Origin of the sequence: Gordonia sp. 852002-50816_SCH5313054-c (assembly GCF_001665925.1) — a bacterium.
Taxonomy (GTDB): Bacteria; Actinomycetota; Actinomycetes; order Mycobacteriales; family Mycobacteriaceae; genus Gordonia; species Gordonia jacobaea.
Map to the genome: position 1 here is coordinate 24442 of NZ_LZTE01000087.1, position 23414 is coordinate 47855.

Here is a 23414-nt window from a genome sequence, read left to right on the forward strand (position 1 = left end):
CCTGTGCCGCTGCACTTCTCACAAGTACGCACTTTCGCGTTAGGTAGCCACCGAATGGTTAGTATTGGCTGATGTCTGATGCTTCGAGCAAGGGTCCGTTCTCCTGCGGGCTCGACGCGGCGGTTGCGGTGGTCGGCGGAAAGTGGAAGCCGCTGATCCTGTGGGCGCTGCACGAGCGCCCCTGGGGCTTCGGCGAACTGCGGCGCAACGTTTCGGGTGTCAGCGAGAAGATGCTCACCCAGCAATTGCGCGAACTGGAAAGCGACGGCATCGTCCACCGCGAGGTCTACCGGGAAGTGCCACCGCGAGTGGAGTACTCGCTCACTCCGCTGGGACAGTCACTCAACGACGCACTGCTTCCCCTCGGAGACTGGGGCGAAGCCAACCTCGTGACCATCGTCGCCACGCGGCAAACTCCGAGAACTCTCTCGTAGGTTCGACGCCCAGCTACGCACGGCCAGCTCAGAACAGAACTGCAGCCAACTCTTCGAGGCCTCTTGCGATTTAGCTACTCAGCGATACTATGTACTAGTACTCAGTACCACTAGCTAGTGGGGTCGCATGAGCAAACAACTGACCGAAATTCTGAAGGGGACGCTAGAGGGCATCGTTCTGGCGATCCTCAGCCGACGCCCGGCCTACGGATACGAGATCACCACGGCGCTACGCGATCAAGGATTCACCGACATCGCGGAGGGCACGGTGTACGCACTGCTACTCCGCGTCGAGAAGCGAGGCTTTGTCGACGTCGAGAAGGTTCCCTCAGACAAGGGACCGCCGCGAAAAGTCTACTCGCTCAACAACTCCGGCCGGGAGTATCTCGACGAGTTCTGGCGCACCTGGAATTTCCTCACCCAACGGCTCGACCAACTCCAGAAGGGACACTGATGATGATGGGCAAGATCGTCGCAGACAAGAAGCGGTATCGCGCATACAAGGCGCGCAAGCATGCGCTGCCCGACACCTACCGTCGCGCGCTCGACGGCACCGAGCACTACGTCTACTACTTCGCGTCCTCGGAAGTCGACGCGTTGATGTCTCTCCTCGAAAACCTTGCCGATCTCTTTGAGCAGTCGTCCGCAGACGGCACCACGATCGCCGACATCGTCGGCGACGACCCGATCGAGTTCGCAGAGGAGTTCCTCCGAAGCTACCCGGAAGCGTCGTGGATCACCAAGGCGCGCAGCCAGTTCCGCAGCGAAGTCGACAAAGCCATCGCCGCCCAGAACGAAGCCGGAGACCACCGGTGAACACCGTCGCTCACACTGAACCCGCCATCTCGGTACGCGGACTCCGCAAGTCGTTCGGCGAGCTCGCGGTTTTGCGCGGCGTCGACTTCGACGTCGACGCCGGGTCGGTCTTCGCCCTCCTAGGTTCGAACGGCGCGGGAAAGACCACCATGATCAGGACGCTCGCCACGCTGAGTCGCGTCGACGACGGCACGGTACGCGTCAACGGACACAATGTCGCGCTCAGCCCCGACGACGTACGGCGATCAATCAGTCTCACCGGCCAGTTCGCAGCCGTGGACGAGATCCTCACCGGCCGCGAGAACCTGATTCTCGTTGCGCGACTACGACATCTGCCCCACCCTGGTGACATAGCCGACGAACTCCTCGAACGATTCTCCCTGACCGACGCCGGCCGCCGCAGAGTCGGCACGTACTCCGGCGGCATGCGCAGGCGTCTGGACATCGCCATGAGCCTGTTCGGAGATCCGCTCGTCCTCTTCCTCGACGAACCGACGACCGGCCTGGATCCTCAAGCACGCCAGGAGGTCTGGGAGTCGATAGCCACTCTCGCACGTCGCGGCACCACCGTGCTGCTCACCACCCAATACCTCGAAGAGGCCGAGCAACTCGCCGACCGGATCGCCATCCTTCATCGCGGCCTCATCATCGCCGACGGGACACTCGACGAACTGTCCGCACTTCTCCCTCCCGCTCAGGTCGAGTATGTGGAGAAGCGACCATCCCTCGAAGACATCTTCCTCGCCGTAACCGGTGAGCCGAGCACGAAAGAACATCCATGACAACCACTTTCGTCTCCGATACACGGTTTCTGCTCGGCCGCACCCTCCGTCACGTGACCCGCAGCCCCGATACGGTCATCACCACGGCGATCATGCCGATCGCATTCCTACTGTTGTTCGTGTACGTCCTCGGCGGCGCCATTGAGACCGAATCCGGGTCGTACGTCGACTACCTGCTACCGGGAATTCTGATCGTCACCGTGGCCTCCGGGGTGTCCTACACCGCCTTCCGGCTTTACTCCGACATGAGTGCAGGCATGATCGAGCGTTTTCGCTCGATGCCGATCGCGCGGTCGGCGGCCCTCTGGGCGCACGTGCTCACGTCGTTGCTCGCGAACGCGGCGGCGGTATTGATCGTTGTATGCGTGGCGCTCGCCATCGGATTTCGTTCTGATGCAGGGCTTCTGCCGTGGCTCGCGGTGACGGGCATCCTGCTGGTGTTCACACTCGCTCTGACATGGGTGGCCGTCATCCCCGGGCTCACGGCTCACTCGATCGAAGGGGCGAGCGCATTCTCGTATCCGCTGATCCTGCTGCCGTTCATCAGCTCAGCATTCGTGCCAACTGAATCCATGCCCACACCGGTTCGTGTCTTCGCGGAGAACCAGCCCGTCACGTCGATCGTGGACAGCATCCGGTCACTACTCGCAGAGCAACCGGTCGGTACCGACATATGGATCGCGTTGGGGTGGTGCGTCGGCATCCTCATCGTCGCGAACATCGTCGCAGCCCGCATCTACCGCCGGAAGGTGAACTGACCGCCGATGACCGGCTCAGAACAGCGCGGCGGCCAGCTTCCGACGAGCGGCCACCACGAAGGGCTCGGCAGGATCGAACAGCTCGAACAACTCGAGCAGTCGGGTTCGTGCACGCGTGCGGTCGTCGCCTGAGGTCGCCTTCACGACGTCGATGATGCGCGCGAACGCTCCCTCCGGATCCTGACCGAGCAGCAGTACGTCCGCGGCCGCGAGCTGAGCGTCGACGTCGGTCGCAGCGGCGTTCTCGACGATCGCCGGGTCGTGCGCCTGGGCACGGAGCATGAAGTCGAGGTTGCGCACCAACGATGCGGCCTCGACGTTGTCGGGCTCGGCCTCGGCGATGGCGCGGTAGTCGGCGAGCGCGCCGTCGAAGTCGCCCGCGTTCATCTTGTCCTCGGCGGCGACCATGCGCGGATCGTCGGCGATCTCCTGCTCTGCTTGCGGAGCAGGAGCCCCGGCGAGCGCACCGCCGACCTGGGCGAGGATCTGATCGATCCAGTCGACGATCTCGGCCTCGGGACGGGCACCGTTGAACGCGGCGACGGGCTGTCCGGCGGCGAGTGCGACAACCGTCGGGATCGACTGCACACCGAAGGCCTGCGCGATCTGCGGGTTCGCGTCGACGTCGATCTTCGCGAGGACCCAGGCGCCGCCCGACGCGTTGGCCAGCTTCTCCAACACCGGCGACAACTGCTTACACGGACCGCACCACTCCGCCCAGAGGTCGACCAGGACAAGCTGTCTCGTCGACCGCGCGAGGACCTCGGTCTCGAAAGTCGCGTCCGTCACGTCGATCACGTTGCCGCCGGTCGGCGCCGATCCGGCGCTCGGCTGCTGCGCCGCCGCTGCGGGCTGACGTGCCTGTGCTCGTTGCGCCTCGGCCTTCTCCTTCAGTGCGGAGAGGTCGACTGCACCTGACATGGCAACTGTCGCGGCGGCTTGCTGACGTGCTGCGGCGCCGGCCTGAGTGCGTGCAGCATTTCCCTGAGGCCTGGGGGTCGGTCGTGTCACCCCTCTAGTGTGTCACGGACGTCCCGACGACTCACCGGTCGTGCAGCCGGACGTACGACCCGTGCTGCCACCAACGCGAAGACAAGCGCACCGATGACGGGTGTCAGGCCGACCGACACCCCCGAGTGACCCGCGATGAACCCGACGATCGCGGGTCCCGACAGCATTCCGAGGTAGCCGCAGCCGACGACGGTAGAGATGGCACGTCCGCTCGACGACGCCGTCAAATTGCCTGCAGCCGTGAAGATCTGCGGTATCAGCCCTGCGAGACCGACACCGAAAATAGTCCAGCCGACGATCGCGATGATCGGTTCGGGAGCGAAAATCGCCAAGGTGATTCCACAGATGCCGAGCGCCGACCCCGCCCGCACCACCCAGACGGGGCCTAGTCGCGCGGCGATCGGATCGATACCGAAGCGGGCGATCGTCATTGCCGCACTGAACGCCCCGAACGCCACAGCGCCGACCGCGTCACGCGTACCGAAATCTTCGACGATCTGCAGCGCACTCCAGTCGTATGCGGTCCCCTCGGCCAGCATGAGTGCAAACGCCACGGCAGCGAGGACCGCCAGTCGACGCAGGTCCAGTCCGTGCCACCAGCGCGCCTTCGCCGTCGACTCATCATCGACTGTCGGCCCGGCTGCGTTCGACGGCGTCGTCTCGACCAATCCCCCGCCGTCCGGCGCGACGAGCGAACGTGCGCATACCGCGACCAGTATCAGCCCGAGCAGTGACGACACCCCGACAGTCGCAACGACGCCGACCTGCGCCCACAACGTCGCGGCGACGACGAGCGACCCGGCGAGACCGCCGAGCGAGAAGAAGCCGTGAAACGACGACATGATCGGTCGGCGATACGCCCGTTCAACCGCGACGGCCTGGGCGTTCATGGAGACGTCGAGGCTGCCGTTGACAAACCCGAAGAGCGCGAGCGCGACGGCGAGCTGACCGGTATTCGACGCCACCGCAGGCCCGATCATGACCGGACACAGCAGCGTCGCCGCGACCAAGGTGGTGGTACGCGAACCGTATCGGTCGAGTGCGTGCCCACTGACCTGCATGCCGACGAACGCCGAGCCGCCGAGCAACAGCAGAAGCCCGCCGAGTTGCTCGTGCGAGGTCTCCGTGTGTGCGGTGATGACGGGAATGTGGGCAACCCACAGCGCTGCGAGAAAGCCGTTCAGACAGAAGATCGCCGAGACCGCACCGCGCGCACGCGTCAGCGTGGATCGTCGAGCAGGCGCGCGGGCCGAGTCAGGACAGATGTCGCATCACCCGGTCGACCTTGCCGGTCAGTTCGTCGGTGTGGCCGGGGCGGATGTCGGCCTTGATGACGAGGCCCACACGCGGGGCGAGTTCGCCGACCGCGTCGGTGGCGCGTTTGATCACGTCCATCACCGCGTCCCAGTCGCCCTCGACGTAGGTGAACATCGCGGTGGTCTGGTGCGGAAGACCTGATTCGCGCACCACCCGCACGGCCGCCGCGACGGCTTCGCTCATGCCGCCGTCGTCGCCGACGGCGTCGCCACCCGACGGTGTGAGACTGAATGCGGCGATCATGGTCGGCTCCTCTGCAAGTGATGCGGAATCGGAAGCGACCAGGGTCGCTTACCGGGAAGTCAGGCCGCGTACTGGGACATCAGGCCGCGTACTGGGACATCAGGCCGCGTACTGGGGCGTCGACTCGGCGTCGACCTGCCCCGACAGCTCGGCCAGGTGCCCGTTGCGGCGTGCCCACCACTCGAACACCAGCGTGGGATGCTGGAGATCAGCGCGAGCGCGGTAACCGAGAGGCTCCACCGCAACGACACCGCGGTGACGATCGAGATCAGAACGAAGACGACGAAGACGATGCCGTGCACCATGCCGGGAACCGCGACGGCCTCGGTGTACCCGAGCACCCACTTGAAGAACATCGCCACCAACAGCGCGGCCCAGGTGATTGCCTCGAGTACGGCGACGAACCGGAAACGCTTGGCCGGGGTGGACAGGTCGAAGAATTGCCTCATATAACCCATTGTGCCTGACACGGATGCCTACTACGACAGGGCGTAGTAGGCATCCGTGATCACGAACGTGGTGAAGTTTCCTCAGGCCTTGGGCACGCGAATGATGAGCGCGTCACCCTGACCGCCCGCGCCGCAGAGCGCAGCAACACCGACGCCCCCGCCCCGACGCTGCAGTTCCAGCGCGAGGTGCAGCGTGATGCGTGCTCCGGACGTCCCGATGGGATGGCCGATCGCGATGGCCCCACCGTTGACGTTGACGATGTCGGGGTTGATGCCGAGCGCCTTGGTCGAGGCCAGTCCGACCGCGGCGAACGCCTCGTTGATCTCAACGAGGTCGAGATCGGCTGGCGTGATTCCCGCTCGCGCACAAGCCTTTTCGATGGCGTTGGCCGGCTGGAGCTGCAGCGAGGAGTCGGGGCCCGCAACCACTCCGTGCGGACCGATCTCGGCGAGCGGGGTCAGGCCGAGTTCTGCGGCCTTCGCCTTGCTCATCACGACGACGGCGGCGCCGCCGTCGGAGATCTGTGACGAGTTGCCCGCGGTGATGGTGCCGTCCTTGCGGAATGCCGGGCGCAGTCCCGCGAGAGTATCGGCAGTGGTGTCGGCGCGAATACCCTCGTCCTCGGAGAATTCGATCGGGTCGCCCTTGCGCTGCGGGATGCTCACGGGAACGACCTCGTCGGCGAAGAGTCCGTTCTTCCACGCGGTCGCGGCGAGCTGGTGGCTACGCGCGGCGAACTCGTCCTGCTCGGCGCGGGTGAAGCCATCGGTGTCGTTGCCCTGCTCGGTCAGCGCACCCATCGGCTGATCGGTGAAGGCGTCGTAGAGGCCGTCGAATGCGGTGTGGTCCACGAGCTCGGTGTTGCCGTACTTGAATCCGCTGCGGCTTCCCGGCAGCAGGTGCGGCGCCTGGGTCATGGACTCCTGGCCACCGGCCACGACGCACTCGAACTCACCGGCACGGATGAGCTGGTCGGCCAGCGCGATCGAGTCGATGCCGGACAAGCACATCTTGTTGATGGTCAGCGCGGGAACGTCCCACCCGATTCCGGCTTTCACCGATGTCTGGCGTGCGGGCATCTGTCCCGCGCCTGCGGTGAGCACCTGGCCCATGATCACGTAGTCGACAGCCGACGCCGGGACGCCTCCGCGTTCGAGCGCAGCCTTGATGGCGATCGCACCGAGATCGACACCGCTGAAACCCTTCAGCGAGCCGAGGAGCCGACCGAACGGCGTGCGCGCGCCGGCGACGATCACCGACGTCGCCTGATCTGTTGCCGGGGACATGAGGACCTCCAAGTACTGGGCAGCGACCAACCGAGCGGTCGCTCTGTTCGTATGACGCCTTAAACGTTACCTTTATCGCATGACGCCCTCATCATCCGTGCCCCCCGTCGAATCGGCAGTTGCATCTGATTCCGAAACCGCAGCCGCGGTCGGCTCCGCCGGCGCGACGGCACTCATCTCCGACCTTGTGGTGGCCATCGACCACGTCGGTATCGCGGTGCCCGATCTCGACGCCGCGAAGCAGTGGTACGCCGACCATCTGGGCTTCGTCACCCTGCACCAGGAGAAGAACGAGGAGCAGGGCGTCGAGGAGGCGATGATCGGACCCGCGGACTCGGGCACAGGCGCGGTCATCCAACTGCTCGCACCGGCGTCCGAGTCGTCGACGATCGCCAAGTTCCTCGATCGCAATGGACCAGGCTTGCAGCAGCTCGCCGTACGGGTCACCGACGTCGACGAGGTGGTGTCCCGCCTGACGTCCGCAGGGGTCCGCGTTCTGTATCCGGAGGCGCGACGCGGCACGGCCGACTCGCGAATCAACTTCGTTCATCCGAAGGATGCTGGCGGTGTGCTGCTCGAGCTCGTCGAACCCGCGGCCAACCACAGCGCTTCGACGCACTGACCCGCGCACTTCCGCGTCCACGGCAAATATTTGCCGAGGCGCACACGCGCTCGTACCAGACACAGCACCGCCACAGCACGGCCGACTAGACTGTCGAACCATGTCGAGCCAGGCTCCGAGGCAGCAACTCCCGTTCGCCGTCGTCATGCGCGGATACGATCGCGAGCAGGTCGCCGAGCGTTTCCGACGCATCGACGCCGACCTGCGAGTCCTCGCCGCCGACCGCGACGCCGCGACCGCCAACGCGCAAGAACTCGCCGCGCATCTGCACGAGGCCCGCGCGACGATCGAGGAACTCCGCCGCGAGGTCGACACCCTGTCTGTGCCACCCACGACGGCCCAGGGCATGAGCGAACGATTGAGTCGCATGCTGCAGCTCGCGTCCGACGAGGCGTCGGAGATGCGCGCAGAAGCAGGCGCCGAGGCCGCCGAGACGGTGTCGGTGGCGCGTCAGGAAGCAGCGGAACTCGGCAAGAACTCACGTGAAGATGCCGACCGAATCCTGTCCGAGGCACAGGCCAGGGCTGAATCGATCGTGGCTGACGCCGAGAACAAGGCGTCCGGCATCGTCGCCGAGGCGGAACAGCACGCATCTGACCTACGCACCGACGCGGAGTCGATCCACGCCAAGGCAAAGGCCGACGCCGCGGAGTCGGACCGGTTGTGCAGCGAACGCGCAGCGGCGATGGAAGCCGAGCACACGGCGACGATGAACGCGGCACGTACCCAGGCCTCCCAACTGGTCGCCAAGGCTCATGCGGACGCCGACGAACTGGCGCGACAGAGCAAGCAGACGCGCACCGAGGAACGCCGCCACCACGACATGACCCTCGCCGAGGAGCGTCGACAAGCATTGGCCGAGGCCAAGCAGATTCGCGACACCGCCCGCGACATCGCCATCGAGCGACTGGCGGGCGCCCGCAATCTCTCGGCGAAGGCCGACGACGCGCGCACGCAGGTCCTTGAGGAGTTCGAGGAGATCCGCAAGAAGCTCAACGAGATCCAGCGCGAGTTCGACACGTTCCCCGACACGCTGCGTCCTGCCGAAGACATCGACTACACGTCGTTGTCGGATGCCGACGACTCCGAACTGCTCAACCGGATACTGTCCGAGCGCGCCCGCTTCAGCACGGGCGACTGACGCCGCGGCGCCTCAGAACAACCGGAACTCGGTACTCTCCGCTCCCCGCAGAGCGTCGTAATCCAGGACGACGCAACGGATTCCGCGGTCGGTCGCCAGCGTGCGCGCCTGTGGTTTGATCTGCTGGGCCGCGAAGACGCCACTGACGGGTGCGAGCAACGGATCGCGGTTGAGGAGTTCGAGGTAACGGGTCAGTTGTTCGACGCCGTCGATCTCGCCGCGACGTTTGATCTCGACGGCGACGGTCGCACCCTGCGCATCCCTGCACAGAATGTCGACGGGCCCGATTGCCGTCATGTACTCGCGCCTGATCAGCGTGTGACCGGGTCCGAGCGTCTCGACGTGCTCGGCGAGCAACTCCTGCAGGTGCGCCTCGACGCCGTCCTTGACCAGGCCGGGATCGATGCCCAGTTCATGCGACGAGTCGTGCTCTATCGACGCGAGCGTGATGCGCAGCTCCTCGCCGGCCTTGTTGGTCACCACCCAGTACGCCTCGACCGACTCATGCAGCGCTGCGACCTCGTCGGGAACCTGCGCCTCGGTCAACCAGCAGGGCGGACTCATCCAGTTCAGCGGTTTGTAGGCGCGATCGTCGGCATGCACGCTCACCGAGCCGTCGGACTTGATGAGCAGCAACCGTTTGGCCATGGGCAGATGAGCCGTCAGTCGGCCGACGTAGTCCACTTGGCATTCCGCGATCACCAGACGCACACCGGGCAGCTTATCGGCCGCGCGCGTTGACCAACACGACCCCCGACCCCCGGCGAGCCACCACGGCGCCGCGTCAGGCGTTGCGGTAGTGCTTCAGCAGGAACTGTTCGGCGTCGTCGACGGCGTCGGCCATGGACGAGTGCACGTGCGGGAGCGTGGGATCGAGTCCCTGCAACTGGGCCGGTACGGCGAGGTTGTGGACGAAGGAGTCCGACCGGTGTCGCTCGACACTCGCGCGCACCTCGCCGTCGGGGTCGACGAGAATGATGCGTTTACCGTTGTCGTCGGCCGAGTTCTTGACGGCGAGCATCATCGTGCGGGCAACCGGATCGATCACCCCGACACGCGAGATCTCGATGATCACGACGTCGACACGCTCGATGTCCTCCTCGACGCGCCGCAGTGCGCTCTCCGCGCTGCCGAACGTCAGGTCGCCCTGCAACTCGTACACTCGGACACGGTCGCGGCAGGTGCGCAGGAAGCTGCGCTCCTCCTCCGTCCAGTCGTCGCCGACGGAGAAGTCGGCGATGTCGTAGGTCGCTCTGATCGCGACCCGGTTCTCGCGGGTCACGTTGAACATGTGGAGCCCGAGGTCGGTCGACAGGTGCTCGCACGTGTCGACGCCGCGCACGCTGTTGCCGTGCTCATCAAGTCGAGGCGAGTAGACACCGATGCCCAGCTGGCCGGGCAGCACCGCCAGGATGCCGCCTCCCACACCACTTTTCGCAGGCATTCCGACTGCCGTCACCCAGTCGCCCGCGGCGTCGTACATGCCGCACGTGGTCATCACGCTCAGCAACCGCTGTGCGACCTCCTGGCTGAACACTCGCCGTCCCGTGCGCGGGTTGGCCCCACCGCAGGCGATCGTCGTACCCATGACGGCGAGGTCGCTGGTGGTGACATCGATCGCGCACTGACGAAAATAGAGCGCGATCGCGGCGTCGGGGTGGGTGTCGAGTCCGCCGAAGCTGTCGAGCATGTAGGCGATCGCGCGGTTACGCGACCCAGTCGCCGCCTCCGACTCGAAGACGCTCTCGTTCAGGGTCAACTGTCGTCCCGCGCATGCCGAGTAGAAGGCGAGGATCTCCTCGAAGGTCTTCTCCACGACATCGGGATCGACGTCGCGAACCGGCGGAAGGAGCAACGACGATGCGACGATCGCACCCGCGTTGATCATCGCGTTCTTGGGACGCCGGCGCGAGTCGACGCTGATCTGGTTGAACGCCTCACCCGACGGCTCGACACCGATCTTCGCGTCGACCTCCGTCGGGCCCAATCGGCTCAGCGCCATCGCGTAGGTCAGCGGCTTGGACACCGACTGGATGGTGAACGCGGTCCCCGAGTCACCGAGCGAGTAGAGATAGCCGTCGTGCATGGCGACCGAGAGCCCGTAGCCGTCGGGATCAACCGCCGCGAGTTCGGGGATGTAGTCGGCCACCTCCCCCGTCCGATCGTCCACGCAGTCGGACATGATCTTGCGAAGGTAGCCATCCACATGCGAAATCGTCACGCACCGACCGTAACCCGCGGAGGTTCACGGGTCGAGGATTCACCGGTCGAGTGACCGCGCCGAGTCGTCGACAGACGTGATGTCGACGCCTGGGGCGAACCGGTACGGATTCGCGCTGAGCACGCCGCCGAGACTCCTTCGCAGACGCGACATCTCGGCACGCACGGTCACGGTGCGGTCGTCGGTGCCGAAGAGTTGCTCCGACATCGCGGCTGCACTCAACCCGTCGGGGTGGGCGGCGAGCAACGCCAGAATCTCCGCGTGCCGCGGCGACGGACGGTGGGTCCACGAGCCCGTCGCGCCCGATACCCGCACTGTCGGCGGGTGATCGCCTGCGAGATCGAGTTCGACGAGTGTCGTCGTCGGGTCGCGGTCGTCGGCGACGCGCACGAGCCATCCACCGGGCAACGGTTCGAACTCGCACGCGCCCAGCGCGTGCAACCACGCGCGCCCGGGTTGCGGGCTTCGCGGTAGTGCCAGTCGCGAGCACGGTGCAACCGAGTCGACCGCCGCCACCCAACCGTCGGCGTCGACGGCGAGCGCAGGCCCGGACGAACGCGCGAGGATCGGAGCCGCGATCGCCCTCAGCTCGTCGAGCCTGCGTCGATGATGTTCGCGCAGTTGAGATTCGGCGAGTTTCGCAACTGCACTCACGAGCGCCAGCGTCGTCGGGTGAATGGTTGCGGCAGGGCCACTGACGTCGACGACGCCGAGCACCGCATCCGTTCTCGGGTCGCGGATCGGCGCACCCGTGCACGTCCAGGTGTGGTGTGTTCGAACGAAGTGCTCGGCGGAGAAAACCTGCACGGGGCCTCCGGACATCAACGCGGTTCCAATGGCGTTGGTGCCGACGGACCGCTCTCCCCAATCCGCGCCCTCGACGAATCCGAGACGATCTGCCCGGTGCAACACGCGGGTCTGACCTCCGCGCCAGAGGACGTGTCCCGCGGCGTCGGCGATCACGAGAATGTTGTCGCCGTCGGCGATCACGGCGTCGAGTCCGCCGGTCAGATCGTCGAGAACGAGTGTCAGCGGCGACTGTGCACGACGCGCCTCGAGGTCTGCGGCACCGATGAGATTCTCCGCGCTGCCGCGCTCCGGGTCGACACCCGCGTGCAGGACTCGTCGCCAGGACTCGCCGATCACGTCGCGCGGACGCGCCGGCGGGCGATTGCCCGACATCGCGGCGTCGTACACGGCGGCGAGGACGGCGGCATAGTGCCGCGGGTCGTCGCCCGCGCCGACTGCGGGCTCGCCCGCTCTGGCTGGTGATGTAGCGGTCATCACCAGAGATTGTGCTCCCGATCACAGTCGGACCGCAAAGAACTCCGCGGATGCAACCCGCTGCAACCCTTGCCCACCCCACCCACTCCCGAGTGTGCTGTGCATCACACCCGCCGGGCCCAACGGACCGGCAGAGATGAGGAGAAGCAATGACTCAGACGCTTGAACCCCATACGTCCACGCCGACCACCGGACGAGACGAGACGACCCATCGGACACCGGCCGAACGCGTCGACCGCTGGCTCGCCGACTTCGAATCGGCACTTCGATCACGCGACATCGCCGCGGCGACCTCGATGTTCGCGACCGACTGCTACTGGCGTGACCTCGTGGCCTTCACGTGGAATCTCAAAACCGTCGAGGGGCGCGAGCAGCTCGCGGACATGCTCACAGCGCGCCTCGACGACACCGACCCGGAGTCGTTCACCGCCACCGAGACCCCGACCGAGGACGACGGCGTGGTGACCGCGTTTCTCGAGTTCGAGACCGCAACGGGTCGCGGCGAAGGCTTGCTGCGGCTCCGACGGACGGCCGACGGTGACGACGACCGCGACGAGGCCTGGACACTGCTCACCACCCTCCAGGAACTGACGGGGTACGAGGAGCGCCGCGGCGCGAGCAGAGTGCTGGGCGCGGTACACGGGTCCGAGCCCGACGCACGGTCGTGGGCCGAACGCCGCGAGGCCGAGGAGGCGGAGCTCGGTCGATCGAGCCAGCCCTATGTGCTCGTCGTCGGCGGCGGCCAGGGTGGCATCGCGCTCGGTGCGCGGCTGCGGCAACTCGGCGTTCCGTCGATCGTCGTCGACAGTCACGACCGACCGGGCGACCAGTGGCGCGGACGGTACAAGACGCTGTGTCTGCACGATCCGGTCTGGTACGACCACCTGCCCTACCTCCCCTTCCCCGAGAACTGGCCCGTCTTCGCGCCCAAGGACAAAATCGGCGACTGGCTCGAGTTCTATACGCGCGTCATGGAGGTTCCCTATTGGTCGAAGACCACCTGCACGTCGGCGAGCTACGACGAGCAGGCCGGACACTGGACCGTCGAGGTCGATCGCGACGGGGAGCACCTCACACTCACCCCGACCCAGCTCGTCCTCGCGACCGGAATGTCGGGCAAGCCCAACGTCCCGTCCTTCTCCGGCCAGGACGTGTTCGCCGGCGAGCAGCACCACTCGAGTCAGCACCCGGGACCCGACGGCTTCGCGGGCAAACGCGTCGTCGTGGTCGGTGCCAACAACTCGGCACACGACATCTGTAAAGCGTTGGTGGAGAACGGGATCGACACCACGATGATCCAGCGATCGTCGACACACATCGTGAAGTCGGACTCACTCATGGAGATCGGCCTCGGTGCGCTCTACAGCGAGCAGGCAGTGGCGTCGGGCATGACGACGAAGAAGGCCGACCTCACGTTCGCCTCGCTGCCCTACCGGATCATGCACGAGTTCCAGATCCCGCTCTACGACCAGATCCGTGAGCGCGACAAGGACTTCTACGCTCGGCTTGAAGCTGCGGGATTCGACCTCGACTTCGGCGACGACGACTCGGGACTGTTCATGAAGTACCTGCGTCGCGGCTCGGGCTACTACATTGACGTCGGTGCGTGCGAGCTGGTCGCCGACGGCACCATCAAGCTCGCTCACGGACAGGTCGATCACCTCACCGAGAACTCCGTGGTGCTCGCCGACGGCACAGAGCTTCCGGCAGACGTCGTGGTCTACGCAACCGGGTACGGCTCGATGAACGGATGGGCGGCCGACCTGATCGGTCAGGATGTCGCCGATCGGGTGGGCAAGGTGTGGGGACTCGGCTCCGACACCACCAAGGACCCCGGGCCATGGGAGGGCGAGCAACGCAACATGTGGAAGCCGACCCAACAGCCGGGCCTGTGGTTCCACGGCGGCAACCTGCACCAGTCCCGCCACTACTCGCTGTACCTCGCGCTGCAACTCAAGGCGCGTTTCGAGGGCATCGACACCCCCGTCTACGACCTGCAGGAGGTCCACCACCTGAGCTGACGAGTCGTCGAGTCCCTCCGTTTGACTGGCCAGAATGTCCTGCGTACCTCTTGGGCGCAGGACATTCTGGCCAGTGCGCCCGGAAGTGGCCCAGCGCACAGTGAGTCCACTGCCGTGAATCTCGAACCGCTCGTACCCTGCTGGCGCCACCCTCCCGAGCCGACCGAACGGAGCGCATCACCATGACCAACCCCAGGCCCAACCTGCTGGTCGCCTACCTCGCAACCCCCGGCGGCGAGGATGCACTGGCCTTGGGCGCACAGTTGGCCCAATCCTTCGACGCCGACCTGAAGATCTGTCTGGTGGTGCCGCCGTCCACACCGGCCGAACAGGCCGTGGCGCCGGGCGACTTCCAGGAGATCCTGGACAGACAGGCCGCGACCTGGCTCGACGAAGCGCTGCGCACATTGCCCGACGGTGTCGACGGCGAAGGCTATGTCGCCGAGTATGAGAACGCCGCGGAGGGCCTGTCGATCGAGGCGACACGGCTGAACTCGTCGATGATCGTCGTCGGCGGGTCCGGAGGCGGAATCCTCGGGCGTCACACGCTCGGTTCCGTTGTGACCGATCTCGTGCACACCTCGGGCACCCCGGTTGCGGTGACTCCCCGGGGCCTACGCGAAATCGTCTCGCCGGTTACGCGCATCACGTGCGCGGTGGGTCGACGACCGGGCGTCGAAGCGCTGTTGCAGGCGGCGACGCGGGCGTGCACGGCCGCCGACGTCCCGCTCCGATTGTTGTCGCTGCTGCCCGTCGACGACGGCCTCTCGAGCGATCCGACGAAGGATTCCGAGGCCCGCCGCGTGGTGAACGAGCACCTCGAACGCACTGTCGCCGCAGCGCGTGCCGACCTGCCGGACGGGCATCCGGTCACCACCGCCATCGCGACCGGCAAGACCGTCGAAGATGCTGCGGCGTCGCTGGATTGGGAACCGGGCGACCTCATCTATGTCGGTTCGAGCCGACTCGCGCAGCCATTCCACCTGTTCCTCGGGTCCACCGCGGCCAAGATGCTGCGGGTGCTCACCGTTCCCATGATCGTCGTCCCCCGCGGCGCCTGACACCGGAGATCTGCAGAGATGAGTTCGTCCCCATCGTCGCCAACCGAATCGCCCGACCCTGCGCCGTCCACCCCGAGCACGTCCGACCCGAACACGTCTGACCCAGGCGCGTCGAACCCTGTCACCATCGAAACGAACAGCAAGGGACTCGCGTCGGGGAAGGTAGGGGTGTTCTCGGGCGCCGTCCTCGGGATTTCGACGGTGGCCCCCGGCTACACGCTCACCGCGAGCATCGGACTGATCGTCGCGGCGGTCGGCCTCAAGATGCCCGCGATCTTCATCGCCGGTTTCATCCCGATGTTCCTCACCGCATACGCCTACCGGGAACTCAACAAGGACACCCCCGACTGCGGAGCGTCGTTCACCTGGTCCACCAAGGCATTCGGACCGTACGTGGGCTGGATGTGCGGCTGGGGAATGGTCGTGGCGACCATCATCGTGTTGTCGAATCTCGCGGCGATCGGCGTGCAGTTCTTCTACCTGATCATCGCCCAGATCTTCGACAAGCCGTCGATCGCCGATCTCGGCACCAACAAGCTCGTGAACATCGTGACGACGCTGGTGCTCCTCGCGATAGCCACGTGGGTATCGATGCGCGGGATCACCACGAGCGAACGACTTCAGTACGTACTGGTCGGTTTTCAGCTCATCGTGTTGTTCGCGTTCGCCATCATCGCGTTCGTCAAAGTCGCCGACGGATCCGCGCCCGCGGGACTACATTTCGACATCGACTGGTTCAATCCGTTTACCGGGCTGACCATCTCCGCCTTCGCGGTCGGGCTCACCGGATCGATCTTCGCCTTCTGGGGTTGGGACACCTGCCTCACGCTCGGCGAGGAATCCAAAGATCCCAAACGCACCCCGGGGCGTGCCGGGCTGCTGTGCGTGATGTCGATCCTCCTCACCTATCTGCTCGTGGCGGTCGCGGTGATGATGTATGCGGGCGTCGGCACCGACGGGGTCGGGTTGGGCAACGAGAACAACGCCGAGAATGTCTTTGGCGCACTGGCCGATCCGATCCTGGGACGATGGGGCGGCGTCCTGCTGTTCGCCGCAATCCTGGTCTCGTCGATCGCCAGCCTGCAGACAACCTTCCTGCCTGTCGCGCGCACCATGCTCGCCATGGGCAGCTACGGAGCTTTTCCGAAGAAGGTCGCCGAGATCAGCCCGCGCTTCCTGTCACCGTCGTTCGCGGCGCTCGTCGCCGGCATCGTCACAGCGGTCTTCTACACGGCGGTGACACTCCTGTCCGAGCGCACTTTGATCGACACCATCGCAGCGCTGGGCATCATGATCTGCTGGTACTACGGCATCACGGCGTTCGCGTGCGTCTGGTACATCCGTCGCGAGCTCTTCTCATCCGTGCACAACTTCTTCTTCAAGTTCTTGTTCCCGCTGTTGGGCGGTGCCGCACTGATCGTGGTGTTCGTCATCTCGGTCGGCGAGAGCATGAATCCCGACAACGGTAGTGGCGCTTCGATATTCGGCGTCGGACTTGTCTTCTACATCGGTTTCGGATTGCTGGTGCTCGGACTCTTCGTGATGCTCTACCTACGCATGCGACAGCCGGCGTTCTTCCGGGGCGAAACGCTTCCCCGCTCGCTGCCCGTCTCGTCGGACGCAGACAGCGGCTAGGTGTCGAGAGCGGTCACAGGGTGACGGCGCTGTGCACGGCGATGTCGCTCTCGACGAGCAACTCCGTGGTGTGCGCGATGTGATCGCGCAGCGCGGTCACTGCGCCGTCGGCGTCGCGCGCGAGCGCCAACTCCATCATTCGACGATGCTCGCCGTCGAGATCGCGATTCTTCTCCCGACCCAGGGGCTGCGACCACCGGCGATAGAGCTCGGCCTCGTCGCGCAGCCCGTTGGCCAACTGTAGGAGCTTCTTGTTCCCACACCCGTCGAGCAGTGCGCGGTGAAACGCCGCGTGCGCCAAGGCCCAGTCATCGGTCACGCGGACCGGATCGTCGTCGGTGAGGTAGCGCGTACCGACCATACGGTGATGAGCAGCGACGACCGATGACTCCCATGCGAGGTCGCCGTCGCCGATGGCACGGCCGAACACCAGTCCCTCGAGTTCGAGGCGCGCGTCTGTCAGCTCACGTAGACGAGGAATGGAAATCTCGGTGACCGCGTACCCGACGTTGGGTTCGTTGGTGACGAGCCCCTCCAGTGACAACCGAGTGAGTGCCTCGCGAATCACACTCATGCTCGCATCACATTCCGCGGCGAGCGCCCCGAACTTCAGTCGGTCCCCCGGCAGATAACGGCCGCCGAGGATCTCGCCGCGCAACTGCGCGTAGACGAGGTCGCCTCGCGTCTGCTTCGCCTTCGCTGTTGCCATGGTCACAACCATAACCCACTTTTATCCGCATCAGTGTCTGATCGACATATTTTCGAAAATAACCTGCACTGACGAATATGAGGGAGTAGACCAGAGGTCAGTGACTGTGACACCGATCACCTCCTGGCATCGATGCGCAGCAATACGAGGAAGTGAGCGATCATGCGTCTGGGAGTTCTCGAGAAGCGCGCTGTGCTGGTCGACAGCGGACACCGGCTGGCAATCGACGTCGCCGAGGCCAGCGACGGACGGTTCGGTCCGTCGATCACCGCGATCTACGACGTCTGGGACGATTTCGCCGCCTGGGCTCGTGACATCGACCCCACCAACGGCAGCGTCTTCGATGCCACGCTGGAGAATCCGATTCCCGAGCCCGCGCAGGTCTTCGCCATCGGCCTCAACTACGCCGAGCACGCAGCGGAGTCGAAGTACGACGTCCCCGACTTCCCGCCCGTGTTCACCAAGTACCGCACGTCGCTTGCCGGTCCGGTCGGCGTCGTCGAATTGACGGGCCCCAAGATCGACTGGGAGGTCGAGTTGGTCGCGGTGATCGGCCGTGCGGCGCATCGTGTCAGCGAAGCGGACGGTTGGGATCATGTTGCGGGACTGACCATCGGCCAGGACATCTCCGACCGCGAAACCCAATTCAACGCGCACCCACCGCAGTTCAGTCTCGGCAAGTCATACCCGGGGTACGCCCCGATGGGACCGGTCGTCGTCACGCCGGACGAGTTCGCCGACCGCGACGACCTCGAACTCAGCTGCGACGTCAACGGAGAACAGATGCAGAAGGGCCGGACGTCGGAGATGATCTTCTCTGTCCCGCAACTGGTCTCGCGTCTATCGCACATCACGCCGCTCCTCCCGGGCGACATCATCTTCACGGGCACACCATCCGGCGTCGGCATGGGCAGAACGCCGCAGCGATTCCTCACCGACGGCGATGTCCTCACCTCTCGGATCGCCGACATCGGCGAGATCGAGCAGCGTTTCGTCGCCACGGCAGAGACGCGGTGATCGACGATGCCATTGCACAGGCTCGCATCGGTCACGATGGGCGTACCGAATGTCGATGAAACACTCGCCTACTACACGGAATTCGGGCTGACGCCGACCTCGGACGGCTGGTTGTCGACCACCGAGGGTGGCGAACAGCTGCGGATCGTCGCCGCGCCGACGCGTCGACTGCTCGAACTGTCGGTCGGCGCTGACGATCTCGACGACATCGACCGCATCCACCACGAACTCGTCTCGAAAGGCTTTCTCGCGCAACGGCACGGCGACGAGGTGACCGCCCACGAACCGGTCGCCGATCTCCGCGCCACCGTGCGAGTCCTGCCGAGACTGAATCAACAGCGTGTCGAACCGACTCCGTACAACGGCCCCGGCCGCATCGAACGGTACGGCCGCGCACCCGGCGTGATGCGCGACTACGCGATCAAGCCGCACAAGCTCGGACACGCGGTGCTCGGTTCCACCGACTACGTGGCGACCTGCCGATTCTTCGTCGACGGACTCGGCTTCAAGATCAGCGACCACATCAAGGGGCACGGGTCGTTCCTGCGCTGCTCACAAGACCACCACAACATCCTCGTCATGAACTCACCGGTGACCTACCTGCACCACACCTCATGGCAGGTCGACGATATCGACGACGTCGGGCGCGGCGCCGCTGCGATGCTCGAGGGCAACCCCGAACGCCACGTATGGGGGCTCGGCCGACACCACGCGGGCTCGAACTTCTTCTGGTATCTGAAGGATCCGGCAGGCAACTTCTCCGAGTACTACTCCGACATGGATTGCATCCCCGACGATGCGCTGTGGACGCCGGAAGACCTCGAAGGCGCACGCGGACTGTTCAATTGGGGACCGCCACCTCCCCCGAGTTTCCTCGCTCCCGAGGACCTGGCCGCGATGATGACCGGCGCACACTCGACCAACTGACGCCCGACACTCCCGCTCGAATAACTCCCCAAACCCCTTATCCACCCCCTCCGGCACGACGCCGGCACTTCGACCATGGAGGTCGACTCCGATGGAAACCGTCACCACAGATGTCCTCATCGTCGGCGCAGGGCCGGCTGGCCTGACCGCAGCAGCACTGCTCGCCAAGTACGGCGTCAGGGCTCTGACCGTCAGCCGCTACTCCGGCACCGCGAACTCACCACGCGCCCACATCACCAATCAGGGTGCGATGGAGGTCTTCCGCGACCTCGGCATCGACGACCGCGTGCGCGCCGCTGCCGTGCCGAACGAGTACATGGGCAACAACGTCTGGGCGACAAGCTTTGCGGGGACCGAGATCGCCCGGCTGAAGTCATGGGGTTCGGGGACGCTGCGGCACGCCGACTACGAGGTATCGAGCCCGACGGAGATGTGCAACATTCCGCAACACATCCTCGAACCGATACTGCTGCAGGCGGCGCGCGAGTTCGGCGCGGAGATCAGGTTCAGCACGGAGGCCGTCTCGCTGACCGACACCGGCGATCACGTCGAGGCCATCGTGCGCGAACGCACGACAGGCGCCGAGTATCGGGTACGCGCCAAGTATGTGATCGGCGCCGACGGCGGCCGTTCGACGGTCGCGCAGCAGATGGAGTTCCCGCTGCGCGGAGAGATGGGCCTCGGTGCCGCCATGAACATCTGGCTCGAAGCAGACCTCACCCAGTACACCGCCCATCGCCCTGGAACGCTCTACTGGATGGCGCAGCCCGGCAACGACTACTGGGTCGGCAGCGGCACGTGGATCTGCGTGAAGCCGTGGACGGAATGGGTGCTGCTGTGCATGTACAACCCCGAGGACGGCGAACCCGACACGTCCGAGGAGGCGGTCATCGAGCGGGCCCGCACCACCATCGGCGACGACTCGATCGACATCCGGATCAAGGCCGTCAGCAAATGGCAGATCAACCACGTCATCGCCGACACGTTCAGCAAGGGTCGGGTGTTCCTCGCAGGCGACGCCGCTCACCGGCACCCGCCTGCGAACGGTCTCGGCACCAACACCTCGGTGCAGGACTCCTTCAACCTCGCGTGGAAGCTCCCGATGGTGCTGCGTGGCGACGCCGAACCTGCACTCCTCGACACCTACACCCAGGAGCGCCAACCCGTCGGAGAACAGGTCGTTGATCGCGCGATGGAGAGCGTGCGCAACATGCTGCCGATCTCGCAGGCCTTGGGCTTCGAGCCCGGACAGTCCGCGGAGGACGGTTGGAAGATGCTCGACGAGTTGTTCTCCGGGACCGACCGTGGCGCGCAGCGACGCCGCGAACTCGACAGTGCCGTCGCGCTGCAGAACTATCAGTCCAACGCGCACGGAGTCGAACTGGGACAACGCTATTCGTCGACGTGCATCGTCGATGACGGCACCGATTACCCCGAGAATGTCCGCGACGCAGAGCTCTACTACCAGCCGACGACGCATCCGGGAGCGCGCCTACCCCACGCGTGGGTCGAGCAGGGTCGACGCCGCGTCTCGACCGTCGACATCACGGGGCACGGCGCGCTCACACTGATCATCGGGGAGAACGGCGACGACTGGCGTGCCGCAGCGGCACAGGTGGCACAGGAATTCGGGATCGAACTCGACGTGCGGGCCGTCGGCGTCGGTTGTGAGTACCACGACGTCCTGCGGGAATGGACACAGCAGCGCGAGGTGGGCGCCGACGGTGCGCTACTCGTCCGACCCGACCATCACGTCGCGTGGCGCAGCGTGGCGATGGTCGACGATCCGGTCTCGACTCTCCGCGCAGCGCTCAGCACGGTACTTGCCAGGAATGCACCTGCCAACGCCGCGCCGATAGCCCCGCAGACGGAGACGGTCGCCCCTCGGGACGACGCCGCGGAAGCCGTCACGGTCGGGAGCCGAGCACCGCTCGGTGCCGGTTCGAACTGAACCGGTTCGTCACCCCGCTCGATCGACGAGAACATCACGCGCCGGTGACACTTTGCCTTCAGCAGTTGCGGCGCGTGGGACAGAAGTGTTCAGTGTTACTACTGTGACTAAAGTTGTTCGCAAGCTCTTGGCAGGTCCCCGATAACCGGTCCAGGCAGTTCTAGAGCCAGTTCCTTGTTGTGATCGTCAGTCGATCTCGCAGCCCACGGGGTGATGTTGGTGGGTGCATCGGGCAGCGTACTCGGCCGGGGTTCGGTAACGCAGTGCTGAGTGCCGGTGTCGGTGGTTGTGGTCGTCTTTGAAATCCTCGATGACCACGCGGGCCTCGAGCAGGGTGGGCCAGCAGTTGCGGTTCAAGCACTCGTCGCGCAACCGGTTGTTGAACGACTCGATGAACCCGTTGTTCCACGGTGTGCCGGGCGGAATGTAGGAGATCCCGACCGACCCTGCACAGAACGCCTGCAGGGCTTCTGAGATGAACTCAGGGCCGTTATCCATACGCAGCACCATGGGCGGGCCACCCCAGATCGCGAAAGTCTTCTCCAACTCCTCGATCAGCCGTTCGGCGGTGATCGAGCGGTCCACGATGTTCAGCAGCGATAGCCGGGTGTGCTCGTCCACCATCGATGCGATCTTGATCGTCTTCCCATCGACGGTGGAATCGAACTGAAAGTCCAACGCCCACACCACTTTCGGTGCATCAGCCTCGATGACCGGGACCGATGATTGGCCGGCGCGTTTGCGGCGCGGAGCACGCCGCACTTGCAGGCCCTCCTCCTTCCACAGTCGATGCACCCTCTTCTTGTTGATCTCGATGCCGTCGTCGAAGCGCAGGTGCGCCCACGCGCGCCGGAACCCGTGCCGCGGGTGTTTGCGGGCATAGGTGCGCAACTGGTCACGCAGTGCGGCGTCCGGATCGGCTGGCGTGTGTGCGTGCGGTAGCCGACGGTAGGCCGACCTGGAAAGCCCAACTACCTTGCACGCCATACGTTCTGACATGCTCTTCACGTCCTTGAGCATGTCGATGGCGGCACGTTTGGCAGTTGGGCTCAGAATTTTCCCTTCGCGATCTCCCGCAACGCGTCCTTCTCCAACTCCGCGTCAGCCAGTAGCCGCTTGAGACGGCTATTCTGCTCGCGCAGCTCTTTGAGTTCCTTCGTCGCGTCGCCATCCATGCCGCCGTACTGGCGGCGCCAGTTGTACAAGGTGGCCGCCGACACCTCGAGATCGGCGGCGATCGCCTCGCCGGTCTTGCCTTCGGCGGCCAACTCGTCGGCCCGGCGCAATTTGCGCACGATGTCCTCCGCCGAGTGACGCTTGCGTCCTGCCATGGTCTTCATCGTCCCTTCTCCGCCCTCATCAGGGCAATCAGGACTCTAAAGCAACCCGGACCGGCTCACGGGGGACACGCCACCGAGTCTAGATGCGGTCTCAGTTCACGGACTAATCGACACGCCATAATCATTTCATCGGATGACAATGCGAGATAACCGGCAGCAAAAGAACATGAACAGCGCATAAATAAATTCACCGAAGGCGAATAGCTTTTGCAGAACGGAGACGGCCAGAACGAAGCTGGACTGGGACCGGGCGAGCATGCCCGTGAATGCAGTAATGCCCCGCACCACGAGGGGTGCGGGGCATTACTGGAATGTTGTGCTCGGCGGTGTCCTACTCTCCCACACCGATTAGAGTGCAGTACCATTGGCGCTGGTGGGCTTAGCTTCC

General features: G+C 65.1%; 22 protein-coding genes and 1 pseudogene. 13 read left to right on the forward strand and 10 right to left on the reverse strand.

The window, feature by feature from the left end; all coding sequences use genetic code 11:
- The first annotated feature begins 71 nt into the window (after positions 1-71).
- The 5 genes from A5788_RS22580 to A5788_RS22600 all read left to right on the forward strand — a co-directional run bounded on the left by A5788_RS22580 (position 72) and on the right by A5788_RS22600 (position 2790).
- A complete protein-coding gene (locus tag A5788_RS22580) occupies positions 72-434 on the forward strand; it encodes a winged helix-turn-helix transcriptional regulator (RefSeq protein WP_064868085.1) in 363 nt (120 codons plus the stop codon).
- Between the two features lie 127 nt (positions 435-561).
- Positions 562-888: a PadR family transcriptional regulator gene (locus A5788_RS22585; protein ID WP_064866661.1), complete on the forward strand. Its 327-nt coding sequence runs from the start codon at positions 562-564 to the stop codon at positions 886-888.
- A 5-nt stretch (positions 889-893) separates the two neighbouring features.
- Entirely contained in the window at positions 894-1250 is a 357-nt protein-coding gene (locus A5788_RS22590) for a DUF1048 domain-containing protein (protein WP_231894025.1), read from the forward strand.
- Complete coding sequence (locus tag A5788_RS22595) at positions 1247-2032, forward strand: ABC transporter ATP-binding protein (RefSeq protein WP_064868100.1); 786 nt, start codon at positions 1247-1249, stop codon at positions 2030-2032. The genes A5788_RS22590 and A5788_RS22595 overlap by 4 nt, the downstream gene beginning before the upstream one ends.
- The gene (locus tag A5788_RS22600; protein ID WP_064866667.1) at positions 2029-2790 is read left to right on the forward strand and encodes an ABC transporter permease; all 762 of its coding nucleotides are present in this window, start codon (positions 2029-2031) and stop codon (positions 2788-2790) included. The genes A5788_RS22595 and A5788_RS22600 overlap by 4 nt, the downstream gene beginning before the upstream one ends.
- 15 nt (positions 2791-2805) lie before the next feature.
- Here the strand turns inward: A5788_RS22600 and trxA are convergent, their stop codons facing one another.
- The 5 genes and pseudogenes from trxA to A5788_RS22625 all read right to left on the reverse strand — a co-directional run bounded on the left by trxA (position 2806) and on the right by A5788_RS22625 (position 7097).
- Positions 2806-3711, reverse strand: coding sequence for a thioredoxin (gene trxA, locus A5788_RS22605; protein ID WP_064868102.1), 906 nt, complete (start codon positions 3709-3711; stop codon positions 2806-2808).
- A gap of 86 nt (positions 3712-3797) precedes the next feature.
- The gene (locus A5788_RS22610; RefSeq protein ID WP_082937783.1) at positions 3798-5024 is read right to left on the reverse strand and encodes an MFS transporter; all 1227 of its coding nucleotides are present in this window, start codon (positions 5022-5024) and stop codon (positions 3798-3800) included.
- A gap of 31 nt (positions 5025-5055) precedes the next feature.
- Positions 5056-5361: a thiamine-binding protein gene (locus A5788_RS22615; RefSeq protein ID WP_064866673.1), complete on the reverse strand. Its 306-nt coding sequence runs from the start codon at positions 5359-5361 to the stop codon at positions 5056-5058.
- Between the two features lie 99 nt (positions 5362-5460).
- Positions 5461-5819 (reverse strand): annotated as a pseudogene (locus A5788_RS22620) (DUF3817 domain-containing protein).
- Between the two features lie 72 nt (positions 5820-5891).
- Positions 5892-7097 carry an acetyl-CoA C-acetyltransferase gene (locus A5788_RS22625; protein ID WP_005201725.1) on the reverse strand — a complete coding sequence of 402 codons (1206 nt, stop codon included), beginning with the start codon at positions 7095-7097 and terminating at the stop codon, positions 5892-5894.
- Positions 7098-7176: 79 nt separating this feature from the next.
- Here A5788_RS22625 and mce point away from each other — a divergent pair, with 79 nt between their 5' ends.
- Complete coding sequence (mce, locus tag A5788_RS22630; RefSeq protein ID WP_231894026.1) at positions 7177-7719, forward strand: methylmalonyl-CoA epimerase; 543 nt, start codon at positions 7177-7179, stop codon at positions 7717-7719.
- Positions 7720-7819: 100 nt separating this feature from the next.
- On the forward strand, positions 7820-8860 hold the full coding sequence (locus A5788_RS22635; RefSeq protein WP_005201729.1) for a hypothetical protein: 1041 nt from the start codon (positions 7820-7822) through the stop codon (positions 8858-8860).
- A 12-nt stretch (positions 8861-8872) separates the two neighbouring features.
- Here A5788_RS22635 and nucS read toward each other — a convergent pair whose 3' ends face one another.
- The 3 genes from nucS to A5788_RS22650 form a co-directional block, all read right to left on the reverse strand.
- Positions 8873-9571 (reverse strand): endonuclease NucS, encoded by a 699-nt coding sequence (nucS, locus tag A5788_RS22640; RefSeq protein WP_005201730.1) that lies wholly within the window; start codon positions 9569-9571, stop codon positions 8873-8875.
- A 73-nt stretch (positions 9572-9644) separates the two neighbouring features.
- A complete protein-coding gene (glsA, locus tag A5788_RS22645) occupies positions 9645-11081 on the reverse strand; it encodes a glutaminase A (RefSeq protein ID WP_039854079.1) in 1437 nt (478 codons plus the stop codon).
- A gap of 39 nt (positions 11082-11120) precedes the next feature.
- Positions 11121-12365, reverse strand: coding sequence for a helix-turn-helix domain-containing protein (locus A5788_RS22650; RefSeq protein ID WP_039854082.1), 1245 nt, complete (start codon positions 12363-12365; stop codon positions 11121-11123).
- Between the two features lie 149 nt (positions 12366-12514).
- Here A5788_RS22650 and A5788_RS22655 point away from each other — a divergent pair, with 149 nt between their 5' ends.
- From A5788_RS22655 to A5788_RS22665, 3 genes are all read left to right on the forward strand, one after another.
- The gene (locus A5788_RS22655) at positions 12515-14386 is read left to right on the forward strand and encodes an NAD(P)/FAD-dependent oxidoreductase (RefSeq protein ID WP_005201734.1); all 1872 of its coding nucleotides are present in this window, start codon (positions 12515-12517) and stop codon (positions 14384-14386) included.
- Positions 14387-14568: 182 nt separating this feature from the next.
- A complete protein-coding gene (locus tag A5788_RS22660) occupies positions 14569-15447 on the forward strand; it encodes a universal stress protein (protein WP_064868106.1) in 879 nt (292 codons plus the stop codon).
- A gap of 18 nt (positions 15448-15465) precedes the next feature.
- On the forward strand, positions 15466-17082 hold the full coding sequence (locus A5788_RS22665) for an APC family permease (protein ID WP_005201736.1): 1617 nt from the start codon (positions 15466-15468) through the stop codon (positions 17080-17082).
- A 13-nt stretch (positions 17083-17095) separates the two neighbouring features.
- Here the strand turns inward: A5788_RS22665 and A5788_RS22670 are convergent, their stop codons facing one another.
- Complete coding sequence (locus A5788_RS22670) at positions 17096-17791, reverse strand: GntR family transcriptional regulator (protein ID WP_039854092.1); 696 nt, start codon at positions 17789-17791, stop codon at positions 17096-17098.
- Positions 17792-17953: 162 nt separating this feature from the next.
- Here A5788_RS22670 and A5788_RS22675 point away from each other — a divergent pair, with 162 nt between their 5' ends.
- From A5788_RS22675 to A5788_RS22685, 3 genes are all read left to right on the forward strand, one after another.
- A complete protein-coding gene (locus tag A5788_RS22675; RefSeq protein ID WP_005201739.1) occupies positions 17954-18808 on the forward strand; it encodes a fumarylacetoacetate hydrolase family protein in 855 nt (284 codons plus the stop codon).
- A 6-nt stretch (positions 18809-18814) separates the two neighbouring features.
- Positions 18815-19735 carry a VOC family protein gene (locus tag A5788_RS22680; protein WP_005201741.1) on the forward strand — a complete coding sequence of 307 codons (921 nt, stop codon included), beginning with the start codon at positions 18815-18817 and terminating at the stop codon, positions 19733-19735.
- 91 nt (positions 19736-19826) lie between these two features.
- A complete protein-coding gene (locus A5788_RS22685; protein ID WP_064868110.1) occupies positions 19827-21686 on the forward strand; it encodes an FAD-dependent monooxygenase in 1860 nt (619 codons plus the stop codon).
- A 186-nt stretch (positions 21687-21872) separates the two neighbouring features.
- Here the strand turns inward: A5788_RS22685 and A5788_RS22690 are convergent.
- A protein-coding gene (locus A5788_RS22690) for an IS3 family transposase (protein WP_156525604.1) occupies positions 21873-23017 on the reverse strand; the annotation gives its coding sequence in 2 pieces (ribosomal slippage) (positions 21873-22750 and positions 22750-23017; 1146 coding nt in all).
- Positions 23018-23414 lie beyond the last annotated feature (397 nt).

What these genes read in the sequence shown, in the direction of transcription:
- A5788_RS22655 (WP_005201734.1), top strand. Translation starts at nt 12,515, where the DNA reads ATGACTCAGACGCTTGAACCCCATACGTCCACGCCGACCACCGGACGA.
- A5788_RS22650 (WP_039854082.1), bottom strand. Translation starts at nt 12,365, where the DNA reads ATGACCGCTACATCACCAGCCAGAGCGGGCGAGCCCGCAGTCGGCGCG.
- A5788_RS22660 (WP_064868106.1), top strand. Translation starts at nt 14,569, where the DNA reads ATGACCAACCCCAGGCCCAACCTGCTGGTCGCCTACCTCGCAACCCCC.
- A5788_RS22590 (WP_231894025.1), top strand. Translation starts at nt 894, where the DNA reads ATGGGCAAGATCGTCGCAGACAAGAAGCGGTATCGCGCATACAAGGCG.
- A5788_RS22615 (WP_064866673.1), bottom strand. Translation starts at nt 5,361, where the DNA reads ATGATCGCCGCATTCAGTCTCACACCGTCGGGTGGCGACGCCGTCGGC.
- A5788_RS22680 (WP_005201741.1), top strand. Translation starts at nt 18,815, where the DNA reads ATGCCATTGCACAGGCTCGCATCGGTCACGATGGGCGTACCGAATGTC.
- A5788_RS22585 (WP_064866661.1), top strand. Translation starts at nt 562, where the DNA reads ATGAGCAAACAACTGACCGAAATTCTGAAGGGGACGCTAGAGGGCATC.
- trxA (WP_064868102.1), bottom strand. Translation starts at nt 3,711, where the DNA reads ATGTCAGGTGCAGTCGACCTCTCCGCACTGAAGGAGAAGGCCGAGGCG.
- A5788_RS22625 (WP_005201725.1), bottom strand. Translation starts at nt 7,097, where the DNA reads ATGTCCCCGGCAACAGATCAGGCGACGTCGGTGATCGTCGCCGGCGCG.
- A5788_RS22675 (WP_005201739.1), top strand. Translation starts at nt 17,954, where the DNA reads ATGCGTCTGGGAGTTCTCGAGAAGCGCGCTGTGCTGGTCGACAGCGGA.
- A5788_RS22665 (WP_005201736.1), top strand. Translation starts at nt 15,466, where the DNA reads ATGAGTTCGTCCCCATCGTCGCCAACCGAATCGCCCGACCCTGCGCCG.
- A5788_RS22685 (WP_064868110.1), top strand. Translation starts at nt 19,827, where the DNA reads ATGGAAACCGTCACCACAGATGTCCTCATCGTCGGCGCAGGGCCGGCT.
- A5788_RS22600 (WP_064866667.1), top strand. Translation starts at nt 2,029, where the DNA reads ATGACAACCACTTTCGTCTCCGATACACGGTTTCTGCTCGGCCGCACC.
- A5788_RS22580 (WP_064868085.1), top strand. Translation starts at nt 72, where the DNA reads ATGTCTGATGCTTCGAGCAAGGGTCCGTTCTCCTGCGGGCTCGACGCG.
- mce (WP_231894026.1), top strand. Translation starts at nt 7,177, where the DNA reads ATGACGCCCTCATCATCCGTGCCCCCCGTCGAATCGGCAGTTGCATCT.
- A5788_RS22670 (WP_039854092.1), bottom strand. Translation starts at nt 17,791, where the DNA reads ATGGCAACAGCGAAGGCGAAGCAGACGCGAGGCGACCTCGTCTACGCG.
- A5788_RS22635 (WP_005201729.1), top strand. Translation starts at nt 7,820, where the DNA reads ATGTCGAGCCAGGCTCCGAGGCAGCAACTCCCGTTCGCCGTCGTCATG.